Annotated in this window: 16 protein-coding genes; 8 read left to right on the top strand and 8 right to left on the bottom strand. The window is 58.2% G+C overall.

The window, feature by feature from the left end:
* Nucleotides 1-263: 263 nt before the first annotated feature.
* Nucleotides 264-968: an SDR family NAD(P)-dependent oxidoreductase gene (locus tag ACR0LW_RS20905; RefSeq protein WP_480627392.1), complete on the top strand. Its 705-nt coding sequence runs from the start codon at nucleotides 264-266 to the stop codon at nucleotides 966-968.
* A 12-nt stretch (nucleotides 969-980) separates the two neighbouring features.
* Here the strand turns inward: ACR0LW_RS20905 and ACR0LW_RS20900 are convergent, their stop codons facing one another.
* Nucleotides 981-1760 (bottom strand): methyltransferase domain-containing protein, encoded by a 780-nt coding sequence (locus ACR0LW_RS20900; RefSeq protein ID WP_480884338.1) that lies wholly within the window; start codon nucleotides 1758-1760, stop codon nucleotides 981-983.
* A 386-nt stretch (nucleotides 1761-2146) separates the two neighbouring features.
* Here ACR0LW_RS20900 and ACR0LW_RS20895 point away from each other — a divergent pair, with 386 nt between their 5' ends.
* The 4 genes from ACR0LW_RS20895 (at nucleotide 2147) to ACR0LW_RS20880 (ending at nucleotide 4903) form a co-directional block, all read left to right on the top strand.
* Nucleotides 2147-2539 carry a GFA family protein gene (locus ACR0LW_RS20895; RefSeq protein WP_480884336.1) on the top strand — a complete coding sequence of 131 codons (393 nt, stop codon included), beginning with the start codon at nucleotides 2147-2149 and terminating at the stop codon, nucleotides 2537-2539.
* Between the two features lie 207 nt (nucleotides 2540-2746).
* The gene (locus ACR0LW_RS20890; RefSeq protein WP_480884334.1) at nucleotides 2747-3208 is read left to right on the top strand and encodes a sulfurtransferase; all 462 of its coding nucleotides are present in this window, start codon (nucleotides 2747-2749) and stop codon (nucleotides 3206-3208) included.
* Nucleotides 3209-3250: 42 nt separating this feature from the next.
* Nucleotides 3251-3667, top strand: a complete 417-nt coding sequence (locus ACR0LW_RS20885; RefSeq protein ID WP_480884332.1) for a sulfurtransferase — start codon at nucleotides 3251-3253, stop codon at nucleotides 3665-3667.
* 78 nt (nucleotides 3668-3745) lie between these two features.
* Complete coding sequence (locus ACR0LW_RS20880; RefSeq protein ID WP_480884330.1) at nucleotides 3746-4903, top strand: M20 aminoacylase family protein; 1158 nt, start codon at nucleotides 3746-3748, stop codon at nucleotides 4901-4903.
* A 6-nt stretch (nucleotides 4904-4909) separates the two neighbouring features.
* Here ACR0LW_RS20880 and ACR0LW_RS20875 read toward each other — a convergent pair whose 3' ends face one another.
* Together ACR0LW_RS20875 and ACR0LW_RS20870 are read right to left on the bottom strand one after the other, a co-directional pair.
* Nucleotides 4910-5854 (bottom strand): hypothetical protein, encoded by a 945-nt coding sequence (locus ACR0LW_RS20875; RefSeq protein WP_480884328.1) that lies wholly within the window; start codon nucleotides 5852-5854, stop codon nucleotides 4910-4912.
* A 139-nt stretch (nucleotides 5855-5993) separates the two neighbouring features.
* Complete coding sequence (locus ACR0LW_RS20870; protein ID WP_480884326.1) at nucleotides 5994-7202, bottom strand: MFS transporter; 1209 nt, start codon at nucleotides 7200-7202, stop codon at nucleotides 5994-5996.
* A 213-nt stretch (nucleotides 7203-7415) separates the two neighbouring features.
* Between ACR0LW_RS20870 and ACR0LW_RS20865 the strand changes: the two genes are divergently transcribed.
* A complete protein-coding gene (locus ACR0LW_RS20865) occupies nucleotides 7416-7829 on the top strand; it encodes a VOC family protein (protein WP_480884324.1) in 414 nt (137 codons plus the stop codon).
* Nucleotides 7830-7834: 5 nt separating this feature from the next.
* Here the strand turns inward: ACR0LW_RS20865 and ACR0LW_RS20860 are convergent, their stop codons facing one another.
* The gene (locus tag ACR0LW_RS20860) at nucleotides 7835-8293 is read right to left on the bottom strand and encodes an Lrp/AsnC family transcriptional regulator (RefSeq protein WP_170634926.1); all 459 of its coding nucleotides are present in this window, start codon (nucleotides 8291-8293) and stop codon (nucleotides 7835-7837) included.
* A gap of 119 nt (nucleotides 8294-8412) precedes the next feature.
* On the opposite strand from ACR0LW_RS20860, the gene phhA reads away from it, so the two are divergent.
* A complete protein-coding gene (gene phhA / locus ACR0LW_RS20855; RefSeq protein WP_170456714.1) occupies nucleotides 8413-9213 on the top strand; it encodes a phenylalanine 4-monooxygenase in 801 nt (266 codons plus the stop codon).
* Between the two features lie 5 nt (nucleotides 9214-9218).
* On the opposite strand, the gene ACR0LW_RS20850 is transcribed toward phhA, so the two are convergent.
* The 3 genes from ACR0LW_RS20850 to ACR0LW_RS20840 form a co-directional block, all read right to left on the bottom strand.
* Nucleotides 9219-9737, bottom strand: coding sequence for a GNAT family N-acetyltransferase (locus ACR0LW_RS20850; protein ID WP_170456712.1), 519 nt, complete (start codon nucleotides 9735-9737; stop codon nucleotides 9219-9221).
* Nucleotides 9734-10288 (bottom strand): helix-turn-helix domain-containing protein, encoded by a 555-nt coding sequence (locus tag ACR0LW_RS20845; RefSeq protein WP_480884321.1) that lies wholly within the window; start codon nucleotides 10286-10288, stop codon nucleotides 9734-9736. The genes ACR0LW_RS20850 and ACR0LW_RS20845 overlap by 4 nt, the downstream gene beginning before the upstream one ends.
* A 119-nt stretch (nucleotides 10289-10407) precedes the next feature.
* Nucleotides 10408-11424 carry a Fe(3+) ABC transporter substrate-binding protein gene (locus ACR0LW_RS20840; RefSeq protein ID WP_480884319.1) on the bottom strand — a complete coding sequence of 339 codons (1017 nt, stop codon included), beginning with the start codon at nucleotides 11422-11424 and terminating at the stop codon, nucleotides 10408-10410.
* A gap of 150 nt (nucleotides 11425-11574) precedes the next feature.
* On the opposite strand from ACR0LW_RS20840, the gene ACR0LW_RS20835 reads away from it, so the two are divergent.
* Entirely contained in the window at nucleotides 11575-12333 is a 759-nt protein-coding gene (locus ACR0LW_RS20835; RefSeq protein ID WP_480884317.1) for a helix-turn-helix domain-containing protein, read from the top strand.
* A 27-nt stretch (nucleotides 12334-12360) separates the two neighbouring features.
* On the opposite strand, the gene ACR0LW_RS20830 is transcribed toward ACR0LW_RS20835, so the two are convergent.
* Nucleotides 12361-12861, bottom strand: a complete 501-nt coding sequence (locus ACR0LW_RS20830; RefSeq protein ID WP_480884315.1) for a nuclear transport factor 2 family protein — start codon at nucleotides 12859-12861, stop codon at nucleotides 12361-12363.
* Nucleotides 12862-12900 lie beyond the last annotated feature (39 nt).

Below are 12900 nucleotides of genomic sequence, written 5' to 3'. Positions count from 1 at the left end.
CAACGCCTCTGATGCCCGCACTGCTGGCCATCCACCTCGGATCGGTCCTGACCTTCTTCCTGCTGACGCCCTACACAAAAATGGCACACGGGTTTTACCGATCGGCGGCGCTGGTCCGGGATGCACAACGGAAGCGCGGCGCATAGCCATCGCTTCCATGCCGTGCGGGGCGCGGAACGGGTTCTAACCGCCACCAATCTGCATCAGCCCAACGAATGTGCTAAGATGCGCCTTGGGTGACAATCGCGACGGAGGAGATCGATATGAGTGCGGGTGTCTGCGCAATCATCGGGTACGGTCCGGGCCTTGGGGCCGCATATGCCGAAGTATTCAGGAAGGCCGGATACACCCTTGCCCTTCTCAGCAGGTCGGGGGCCGGTATCGGGGGCGCAGGCGCATCTGACCCGCAGGTCAAACCCTTTGCCTGCGATGCCGGAGATCCCGACAACCTCAGAGGTGCCTTGAAAGCGGTCGAGGATGAGTTCGGCCAGATCGACGTCGCCATATACAATGCCGATCTTGCTCAGTTCGGAACGCTCGACGATGTGACCGAGGTTCATTTCGAACAAAGCTGGCGCGTAGGCGCATTGGGGTTGTTTGTTACGGCCAAAGTGCTGGGGTCGCAAATGGCCGGGCGTGGGTCGGGCGTGATCATCGTATCCGGGGCTACGGCAGCGCTGCGCGGCAATCTCTGGACAACCGCTTTTGCGCCGTCAAAATCCGCGCAACGTGTGCTGGCAAATGCGCTTGCAAAACAACTTGGACCGAAGGGCGTGCATGTGGCCTACATGGTCATCGACGGCGTGATCGACACAGAAGACACCCGGACGGGTTTCGCGCCCGACAAACCGGATGACTTCTTCATCAACCCTGTCCACATAGCTGAAACCGCGCTGATGCTGGCGCGACAGGACCGATCGGCCTGGACGTTCGAGTTGGATATTCGCCCATTTGGCGAAAAGTGGTGACGCGGCTATCGGTCAGGTTTGTTTGCGCGCAATGATGATGAATTGCGTTATCGAGAAAAAGAACCGGCCTGCCTCGGCAAGGCTTTGTTGTTCGTCAAACCACGCCTGCGCAATGGCGGGGTCGACATGCGCGTTCGCAACGGCAAATTGCCTCATCAGATGCAACATCATGGTTGCGATGCCGTCCGGCTTTAGCTGATGATCTACCAGTGTTATCGACCGAACCTCGTCCACCTTATCACCCCGTGCCTTGATCAACGCAGGTAGTCTTTCCGGCACAGACCCGCTGACAAAATGCTGGTTCCATGAGGATCTCATGGCCTGCATCCTCTCTGGCGCATCGCTGAACAAGATCAGGGTGTCAAAATGCAGATCGCTGACAACCAGCCGACCACCGGGTTTCAGGCAGCGCATTGTGTCGGCTAATGCCCCGTCAATATCGTCGACATATTCGAACACCTGCACCGAAACCGCCTTGTCCGCCATGGCGTCTTCGAACGGAAGCGCATTGGCGACGCCGGTACGGAATTCGACGCAGGCATAGTCACGGCAGCGGGCTTTTGCAGCCGCCGTCATGTCGTCGCTGGGGTCAATCCCGATGACGCGGCCCTTCTGTCCAACTGCGCGGGCCAGTTCCGCAGTCAGCAAGCCGTTGCCACATCCGATATCCAATATGGTTTCACCCGGCGCAGGGCAGAGGGCATCGAATGAAGCCTGTCGCCTGCGCGTTATGTCAGCGCCCTGATACGCGTTTTCCAGGATTTTTGTTGTCTCGGCATCAAAATTCAGCATCTTGTTCCCCCTTCCACTCCGCCGATCTTAACAGATTGGTCGCTTTTGAGTCCGAAACGGGTTTTTGAAACAATGGAAAGCGCCCCGAGCGCCTGGGTACCGCCAAGTTGGTGGCTGGCTAATCGGTTCCCCGATACCCAACTGCCGCCCGATCTTTTGCGGCGCTGGAATAGGCCCAGGATCTGAAGGCTTCGACGTTTGGAGTGACCCATGTGTCCCGCCCGCCAAGGAGGTATGGCGCAACGAAAGTCACATCATAGCGTTTGTGATCGACCAATGCCGGGTGGGTGTTGCAATAAGTCAATCTGGCGTCAATTGACGAGCGGCAATCAAATTCATGACTCACAGGCAATCTCTTCTTATGCTCGGGCAACGGAGGGGGCAGTATGTCAGAAAAGCTACTTGGCGGGTGCAAATGCGGTTTGGTCCGCTTTGAGGGCGTGCGCGGGGACGCCCCGATGTTTCGATGCCATTGCCGGGATTGCCAGCAACTGACAGGCTCGGGCCATTCCGAGATGATGCCGCTGATCGCAGAAACCTTCAGAATTGGCGACGCTTGCAAAACCTATCAGATGACAGGCGGATCGGGTCGCTTGACCTTTAGCGGGTTTTGCCCGAATTGCGGATCACAACTGACACGCCGCAGTGAAATGATGAGCCAGTTGATCTATGTTCACGCCGCCGCGCTGGATGATCCGTCCAAATACGCCCCCGAGAAGTCGATCTATTCTGACGCTGCGCAAGGCTGGGATGATGCGGTGATCCCACAAGATACCTGAGCGGTCGCGGCCTTCTTGTGCAATCAACGGCGATAGCGCTTCAATCGGAATTGCTTTTGGATTGGATGCGCGAGACAAGCTGATCGAACCGGTCCTGGCAGGCAGCCTGTCTGCAAGTACAAAAACTTCGAAAATTGGACTCTGGGCGCAGATTCGATGGATAATTGCCTCGGCGCGACCCACGTCTGATTGAAGGAGGCCGTAGGGATGTCCAAGAACCTTCGCCCACTTACCGACACCGCCTGGCTGGCAGATCACCTGACCGACCCGAAGCTGCGGATCATTGACGTCCGATGGAAGTTTCGAGAAGAAAACGGCAAGGGCGTGGCCTTCGATGACAGGTCAGAGTATCAGGCCGAGCATATCCCCGGCGCCGTCTATGTCGGCATGTCGACAGAGCTTGCGGACAGTACCCAGACCATTCCTGACATGATGCTGGGCCCGCATGAATTTGGCCGGAAAATGCGCGATCTTGGTGTTTCAAGCGACAGTCATGTTGTCGTCTATGATGACTCGGGCCTGCCGCTGGCATCCGCGCGGCTTTGGTGGGCGCTGTCGTATTTTGGCCATGACAACGTGCAGGTCCTGGACGGTGGGCTGCAGCAATGGAAGCTGGAAGACCGACCCACCGAATCTGGCGATATTTCCGTCGAGCCGGGGAATTTTTAAGCCAGGGCGCAAGACGGCTGGATCGCCCGGAAGGCTGATGTCTTGTCTGCGCTTGGAAACCCGGACGTCAGGATCGTCGACTTCCTGCCAAACGATCTCTATCGGGGGCAGGGCGCTCATACATGGGGCGGGCGGTCCGGGCATATTCCCGGAGCAGTCAACATCCCCGCGATCTCGAATATCGATCCGGACTTGGCTGATACACCCATTGCCGAGCGGGCAGAGAAACTGCGGCAACGGGGCTCATTCAGGCTGTCGGACCAAAAGAGCCTGCTTCAACATTACCGCGACAAGGGCATTGAGACTGAAAATGAGGTCATTGCCTATTGCGGCCGCGGTTTGGCGGCTTCCAATGGTCTTCTTGCGTTGCGCTATATGGGGTTCGACACATCTCGACTTTATGACGGGTCATGGGCCGAGTGGAGCGCGGACGAACACCTTCCGATTGAAACGTCGTAAACAACGGCCCACGGCCCTTGCATACTTGCGGTTTTGCACTCAACATCCCGGCTGCCAGCCACAAAAAAGGATGACAGTTTGGTTTCCGACGATCTCGCCAAATCCCTGTGCCAATGGCGGCAACACCTGCATCAAAACCCAGAGTTTGGGTTCGAAGAACAGGCCACGGCGGGTTTTGTCGTCGAGCGGCTGAAGGAATTTGGGATCGAGGATATCGAGACCGGAATCGGTGGCACCGGTGTCGTCGCAACGCTGCGGCAGGGAAATGGTGATCGAACGATTGCGCTGCGCGCGGATATGGATTGTCTGCAAATCCATGAAACCACCAATCTGCCTTACGCGTCGTCCAAACCCGGACTGATGCATGCTTGTGGTCACGATGGGCATACGACAATCCTGCTGGGCGCTGCTGCTGTTCTGGCCCAAGAAGGTGGGTTTGACGGAACTGTGCGGCTGGTTTTTCAACCGGCCGAGGAATGGGGGCAGGGCATGAAGGCCATGATCCGAGACGGGTTGGGATCGCGGTTGGGATTTGACGAAATCTATGGTCTGCACAACAAGCCGGGCCTTCCCGTCGGGGCGTTTGAAATCCGACCCGGCCCATTCATGGGTGCCGAGGACGGGTTCCGCATAACCGTGCGCGGTCGCGGCGGCCACGCCTCGCGCCCGCAGGACTGCAAGGATGCGATCCTGTGCGCCTGTTCCATCGTCAGCGAGCTTCAGACGATTGTGTCCCGGGCGATAGACCCCTCGGCCCTTGCGGTTGTTTCGGTGACGTCGATTGCGGGTGACAATGTCAAGAACGCCATTGCCAGCGAGGCGCGCATCGAAGGCGATTGCCGCCATTTCGACGATGCCGTCAGTCGCCGGATCGAAGAGTCGATGCGCCGCATCGCGAATGGCATGGCCATGGCCCATGACTGCGACGCAGACGTTGAGTATGAGCGTGTGTTTGTCCCGCTGGTGAATGACGCTGAGGCGACGCAGCACGCGCTGCAGGCAGCGAGATCGGTGTTCGGCGAAAACAACACGGACCCGGATGCCCGCCCCATGGGTGCATCCGAGGATTTTGCCCAAGCCTTGAAACTTGCACCCGGTGCGTTCGGTAATTTTGGCAACGGCGACAGCGCACCGCTGCACAACGCCGGGTATGACTTCAACGATGCAGCGCTTGTTCCGGGCGTTCAGTGGTTTGTGGAACTTGTGCGCAACCGGCTGCCCGTCAGCTCGGATTAGACCCCGCTATTTACAGATCGGCAGCTCCAACGGCGGCTGTTTGGGCAAAGAGTCCCTCCATTGGTTTATGATCGGTTGAAGCGTGCGTTTGGGCCAGAACTTCGGTGTGCCAATGGCTTGCAGACACGCGGCGTTCCAATAAACGCCCGCGCGCGACAGTGATCGCCCCTTGCTCACCGCTTTTGCAACCGCGTTGATGTCTTTGGATTCCGGATAGATATAGAGCGTCGTCGGGTTGCCCTCTACCAGTGCCAGGATCTCTTCCGAGGCGGATTCCGACCACGTGGTGCACCCGTTGCTGCGCCCGCCCGTGTAGTTCACCAACCGTCCATAAGGGACATAGCCGTCATCATCAGCATGAGAGCTTGTGGGGTTCTTGAACCGACATTGCCATTTCAGGAAAACGGCAGGATGGCCACCAATGGCCCTTTCACGCGCATTGCTGGTTTCGCCTTCGCCATCGAACAACAGAAATGTGCGATAGAACGGCTTGGTCTGGCCGGACTGGCTGTAAAACCCTTTGAAGGACGTTCGGGTTTCGGCGGTGACATAGGCCCCGCCCGCCGTCAACTTTGATCCCTCGGCATTGCTGAAATTCTTCGCGCATTGCCGCCCGTTTGCGAAATTGGCGCGTTGCAGTTTTCGCCCATTGCCATACCCGGATGAAACGGCGCGGAATGTCCGCTGAGATTCACAGATGACATAGAACCTGCGTCCGGGGCTGCCGTTGCGGGCGGTGCTGGGACGGGTCGCGTCTTTGGCAAGATAACAGGGGTTGCTGACCTTACCCTGCCGGGTTTTCTGCTGATACAGTGCCCGCGCCCTTTCCAGCACGACAGGCGCGATCTGGCCGTCGCCTGTACCCACGTGCTTTTGCAGCCAGGCGGGTATATCCGATGACAGGGCAGTGGCCCGTTCGGGCAAGGCCGCCGCCGACGTGACAAGGGCCATAATGGTGACTGCAAGACGGATCGATTTCGGTCGCAACGGGAAATCTCCTGCCAGAATGTCCTCAGTTCCAATCTATCACAACTTGCAGGGGTTTGGGGGCACGGCGGACACTTAAGACTGCTGCCTGTTGCCGCAAATCCTACGTTTCTTGCGCGTGGCCCTTCAGCCGGATCACCAACGGCAGCATGGCCGCGACCAGCACGGCCGCGAACAGAAACGGTGCGCCCGGGAAATAGATGCCATCACTGTCCACAGACGCATGAAAGATCCCGGTCAGCGCAAGCGGAGACAAAACCGCCGCGACCGAGGACAAAGACGCGATAACCCCCTGTACCATACCCTGCCGATCCTCATCGGTCTGGTTCGACGCCATTGCCGTCATCAGGGGTGGAACCATGTCAGACAGCGCGGCGAGCAGAAGAAAGACGACCAAGGCAGCAATTGACCCGGTGAAGCCAAACCCGATCATGCCGATCAGCGCCGAGACCATGCCCAGCATCAATGTGCGGTAATCCCCGATTAACCGGATGAAGATCGGCATCAACCCGCCCTGAACAAACGCCAGCAGCACGCCATAGCCGGCCAGCGACAATCCGATATAAAGGGTTGGCCAGTCGAACACTTCGCGCGTCCAGAAGGCCCAGAGGGTCGGGTAGACCATGTTCGCAAACTCAAAGATGAAGATGCACAAAAGCGGAACCGCAAGCCCCGGCAGGCGGAAGGCGTCAAAGATCGACTTGAACGGGTTCAGATCACGTTTACCAAACGGGCGGCGTTTGTCCGGCGACAGGCTCTCGGGCAGTACAAACACGCCGAACAAGGCGTTGCCTGCCGACAATGCGGCGGCAATCCAGAACGGTGCGGCGATGCTGATTTCCGCCGCGATGCCGCCAATAGCGGGGCCAAGGACAAATCCAATCCCAAAGGCTGCGCCGATCAGGCCAAAGTTCGCTGCCTTTTCCTCGGGGGTCGAGATATCCGCGATATAGGCGGTTGCGGTGATATAGGTCGCCCCGGCCAGACCCGCGAGCGTGCGCCCCAGCAAAAGCAGCCAGAAACTGCTGGCTAAAGCCATGATGACATAGTCAACCGCCAGCATGGCAAGGGCCGCGATCAGTATCGGCCTGCGGCCCACCGCGTCCGAGATGCTGCCAACGATGGGACCGCACAGAAACAAAGCCCCTGCATAGGCTGCCATCAGCAGCCCGCCCCAGAACGCCCCTTGCCCCGTGCCGCCTGCGCCAACCCGGTCCATCAGATCCGGCATGATCGGAAACACGATGCCGATGCCGATGGCATCAATCATCAGGGTAATGAGTATGAAAAGAATGGCTCGGTTCCGAAACATAATACCCTGTCGAATAAAGGGGGTGATACTGTGCCAGACAGAGTTAGCTGCTTTAGTCCCCCTGCAACAAGGCCACGATGATCGCGGGCCAACCTGCTTTAGCCGAGGGCGCAGCGGGTCGGGGATAAAATCAGCGTCACCGCCCGGGTTGATTTGGCCCGCGCCTCCTGCCTAAGGTCGGCGAAACCAAACGAAACCCCAGAACAGGCCCCTATGAAGCTGGAATTTCACCATATCAATTTTGTGTCCGAAGATGTCGGGCGGCTGCACCGGTTCTATACCGAAACGCTCGGGTTGGACGATATTCCGATCGAGAAATTCCCCCGACCTGCCGAGTCGGATGATCGCGGCTATAGCGGCCAGATCCGGTTTGCCACCGACGGGCATATGCAGATGCATCTGGCCGAACGAGATCTTGGCGTTGCGTTCAAACATGGGGAATCCATCAATCCCGTCGAGCGTGGCCATATCGCTTTCCGCACCGATGACATCGCGGCCTTCAAGGCGATGCTGGACGACAAAGGTGTCCCGTATTCAGATTATGGCACCGCCTTTGCCAAGGAATGGCATCAGGTCTTTTTCCTTGATCCCGAAGGCAATGTGATCGAGGTCCATCAGGCCGTCTGATCCTGTTACAGGATTGGCAACGGCCCGCGTGTCTTGTTCTGCCGCAAAACAAAGTTGCTGCGGGTGTCCCGGACCAGACCTGATTTCAGCAGCCGTTTCATGATGAACACCTCAAGGTCCTCGGGGGTTCGGGCATAGACCTTCAGAATGAAATCATGATCCCCGGTGATCGAGGCGCATTCTACAATCTGCGGTTCGGTTTCCACCAGCCGCAGGAAATCGGCGATGCTGCTTTCCTGATGATCGCGCAGCGCCACGTGGACATAGGCTATTGCGTTCAGTCCCACGGCTTTGGCGGTGACCTGCGCGCGATAGCCCGAGACGACGCCCGACGCCTCAAGGTCGCGAACGCGCCGCCAGCATTGTGAGGCCGACAGCCCCGTTTGCTCGGCCAGTTCCTGCATCGACAGACGACCGCTGGATTGCAGGACACGCAGAATGGCTATGTCTGACTGGTGAAGCATATGGTTCGATATTCCACAGTTGGCGAAACATTACGGTCAAAATAGATCATCCGAACGTCCGCACCAAATCAAATATCGCACTACTTTGGGCGTATCCTGTCAGACAGGAGGACGCGCCCATGCCCAAATCGACAAAATACACCGCCAAGCACGCCGATGATCGCGGCCATATCGACTACACCGATCAGGAAAACGCGGTGTGGGCTGATCTTTACGCTGCACAGGAAGACAATGTTCAGCGCTACATGGCGCGCGAGTATCTGGACGGGCTGGTCCGGCTTGACCTGCCAAAGACGCGCGTGCCGTCTTGCGCCGATATCTCTGAGCGATTACTGGACCTGACCGGGTGGCGCGTCCAACCGGTTCCGGCGCTGATCGGGTTCAAGACCTTCTTTGGTATGCTGGCCGAGCGTGTTTTTCCGGCGGCCTCATTCATCCGAAGCCGCGAGGATTTCGACTACATCGAAGAGCCCGACATTTTCCACGAAATCTTCGGGCATACCCCTTTGCTCAGCGATCCTCGCTTTGCTGCATTCAGCCATGCGATTGGGCGGGCGGGCGTCCGGGCCGATGCGGCGGATTATGCCTGGCTGATCCGGCTGTATTGGTTCTCGATCGAGTTTGGACTGCGTCGTCAGGACGGTCAGATCAAGGCGCTGGGCTCGGGTCTTGCGTCCTCGCCGACCGAACTGGTCTATGCCGTGACCAGTGATATCCCGGATCGTGACCCATTCGACGTTCTGACCATTCTGCGCACGCCGTACCGGATCGACATGCACCAGATGGGGTATTTCGTGCTGGACGATCCCGAGGATCTGTTTGCGGCGGCCGAACGCGACCTGCTGGCCGATGTGCGGCACGCGCGGCGCTTGGGTCTGTTGCCAAACAAGTTCCCCGAAAAGGTCACCGCAGCCGAGTAGAACGCCTAGCCGAGGCTCTTGTACATATAGGTCGTCGGTTCGAACACTGGCTCGAACGGGTTGCGGCAGTAATTGGGGATTTCTCCGGCGATCTGGAAGCCGATGTTTTGGTACAGGATACGAGAGGGATCGCTGCTGCGTGTATCCAGCACCAGCATGGTCCGGCCCAGCTCTGACGCCCTGTCTGTCAGGGATTTCATCAAGGCCCGCCCCAATCCACGCCGTCTGGCGTCGGGATGGACCAGCAGTTTGGCGACGTCCGCGCGATGTGGTTGATTGGGCATCACGGCGGGGATCAGTTGCACGGTGCCCAAAATCCGCCCGTCGCCATAGGCCACAAACAGGTCCAGCGTACCGGCGCGCAGGTCCGGTCGCACGCGGTTCTGCCAATAGGCCCGCGCATCCTTTTTCGAAAACGGAAGAATGAACCCGATGCTGGCGCCCGTATGAACACAGGCGTGCAGGATGTCGGCCAGATCATCATGGGCATCGTCAAAATAGGCGTCCGTCAATCGCGTGATCATATCAGCACCAGAATGTATCGCGCGCCCCGCGTTGCGCCGGTTTCAAACCGGGTTGGCCCGCACAGATGATAGCGCAGGCAGTCGCCACCGTTGAGCGTATGTGGCGTTCCGTCCACGGTGATCGTCAGACCACCATCCAACATGATCAGGTGATGCTCTTGCCCCGGTTTCGGAGGCGTCTCGTATCCAATTACCGTGTCGCGCGGCAGGTGGCATTCCAGCACCTCTCCGGTCAGGCCGGTCGATGGGGGCGAGACGGACCTGCGGGTAAATCCGGTCTCGGGATCGCTCCATTCCGTTTGCCGCTCATAGGGGACCTTGGGGTCAAAGCTGTCCTCGACCATCATCAAAAGGCGCGACATCGGCAACCCGTAAGCGGCGCAGAGGCGGCCCAGGTTTTCGGCGGTTGGGCTGACCTCACCTTTTTCCATGCGCGACAGGGTGGCCCGGCTGATGCCGCTTTGATCTGCCAATTGGTCCAGCGACCAGTTGTGGCTTTGGCGCAGTTCACTCAGGTGCGAGGCGAGGCGGTCTGAAAGAGTATCCAACATAGTCCATATTTGAGAAAAATTCACGAATATGGGAATATCGCCTAAAATTGAATTGTTTGCAAATGAAAAAGGGGCGCAGAATCCTCTGCACCCCTTCACTTTTCCAAGTTGGCCGGTTGTTACTTCCAGCCAACCTCGTTGAAGATTTTCTGCGCTTCGGGCAGGTTCTGCGCGACTTCGGACAGGTTGATCTCATCCGCTTTGAACTCACCCAGCGACTTGACCGACTCGGCCAGTTCGACGCCTGCAACAGTCGGATACTCGTCATTGCCTGCCGAGAAATACTGCTGCGCCTGATCGCTGGAGAGGTATTCGAGGAACTTGATAGCGTTCTCTTTGTTGGGCGCATTTGCGGCCACGCCACCGCCCGACAGGTTCATATGCGCGCCATAGCCGTCCTGGTTCGGGAAGACCCAGCCGATGGAGTCCCGTTCGGCGGACAGGCCCTTGACGTCCTTGCGGATCGAGCGGGCGAAGTAATAGGTGTTCGACACGGCGATGTCGCATTCACCCGAAACCAGACCGCGCAGCTGGTCGGTGTCGCCGCCCTGCGGGTCACGGGCCATGTTGGCAACAATTCCTTCGGCCCAGCTTTTGGCTGCATCCGCGCCTTCATGGGTGATGATCGAAGCCAGCAGCGTCTGGTTGTAAACATTGGTCGACGAGCGGATGCAGATCAGACCTTCGTATTCGGGCTTGGCCAGATCGGCATAGGTGGCCGGCGGGGTGGCGACATTGTCTTTGTTGTAAAAGATGATCCGGCCGCGCTGCGAGAATCCGAACCACTGGTTGTCGCTGTCCTGAAGATTTGCAGGGATACGCTCTTCCAGCACGGCGCTGTCGATCGATTGCAGAACACCGGCGTTCTTGGCGCGGGCCAGACGCGACGTGTCAACGGTCAGTATTACATCCGCGGGCGAGTTCGCGCCTTCGGCTTCCATGCGGGCGATCAGCTCGTCGGCTTTGCCTTCGATGCGGTTGATCTTGATTCCGGTTGCCTCTTCAAAGTCGGAATACAGGCGTTCGTCGGTGTCATAGTGGCGCGACGAGTAAAGGTTCAGCTCGCCTTCGGCAATTGCAGATGTGGCGATCAAAGCCATCAGGCCAGCCGCGATGCATGTCGTGGATTTCAACATGGTGTCTCCAAACGTTGCAGATTCTTCCGGGTGGTTCCCGAGTGATTTAGTCAATTACCAAATTGCGAGTCGTTTGCAAGCAAATCCGACAGAAATAGTCGATAATTTGTTCAGATTTGAATCGCGCGCCCGATCCGTTACATTCGGACCATGTCCAAAGTGGTGTCGAACAAGACAGTATTGCCAGCAGGTGGCGGCGCATTTTCGCTTCCATCCCTGTCGGTCGGCATCTTTCTGAACGATCAGCCAACTCACCGTTTTGCCCACGGCACGTCCTTTGCAACGCACCTGCCCCTGCGCAAGAATCAGGGCTGGATCCTTCCAGCGGGCAGCGATGGGGTGTGCGAGTTTGACGAGGATCTGGAATTTGTCATGGTCAGTCTGGACAACGCAATCCTGACCGAATTTGATCTGAGCCGTGATTTTGAGTTTCAGCCCATCGTGGGCGACATTGACCCGCTGCTGACGAACCTGAGCCTGACGGCAAGCGCATCTTTGGGTGGCGGTCTCTTATACCGCGAGACCATTCAAAGGGCGCTGGCCGCGCAGATCGTCGAAACTGTCCGACCTGCCCCGGATTGGCATCGCGACATTGAAGATGCCCGGCTGCGCAAAGTTCTGGACTATATTCAGGACAATCTGAGCCAGGACCTGTCGCTGTCGGCGATGGCCGATCTTGCCGCGATGAGCGGGGCGCATTTTTCCAAGGCTTTCAAGAACGAGGTCGGGGTTGCACCCCTTCAATATGTGATCGCCGCCCGGCTGGATCGTGCATCTGTTCTGTTGCGCACATCAAAGCTGACCGTGGCCGAGATCGCCTGGCGCGTTGGCTATCAGGATGTCAGTCGGTTTGGGCAACATTTCAAACGCAAGTTCGGCGCAACACCGGCCAAGTTTCGGGCGGGATGACCCGCCCGAACTGGTGGAGTGTGCTGGTTACTGGCTCGCCCGCTCTGCTGCGATGCTGACCAACCCTCGATCCCCGGTTTCCCAAAGTGCGGTCATGGTCAGGTATGTGACACGCCAGCGGTCGCCGGACTGAACCAACGCGTAAGAGTATCGGCCACCCAATGTCCAAAGACCGTCATCAATGCGGTGGGTCGCTGTGAAATCGGCCTCGGCGGTGGCGGTATTGCCATTGACCGAGGTCACGGTTTCATTCGTTACCATGTGATGCGTGCTGTCGAAACCGGGCAGGAAGCCGGACCATGCAGCAATCAACGCGTCAGCCGGTTGCGTGGCAGGATCGCCGCCCCAAAGGCTGGTGTAGTCGGTTGTGACCGTGTCGGCAAAAGCGCTGCGCACGCGGTCCCAGTCGTGCCGGTCGGCCCCGGCGGCGATGTCCGTGATCGATCGGTTGATCTGGGCCTGATCAGCGAAAGCGATGGTTCCGGCCAGGGTCGCAATTGCGGCTGTAGAGATCAGTGTTTTCACCATTGTCGTGGCTCCTGTTTTCTCAGGTTGAATGAAAGCGGA

It is taken from the genome of Ruegeria sp. N4, assembly GCF_056531425.1.
The sequence above is the reverse complement of the archived record's forward strand: the minus strand, read 5'-3'. Positions and strand labels throughout refer to the sequence as shown.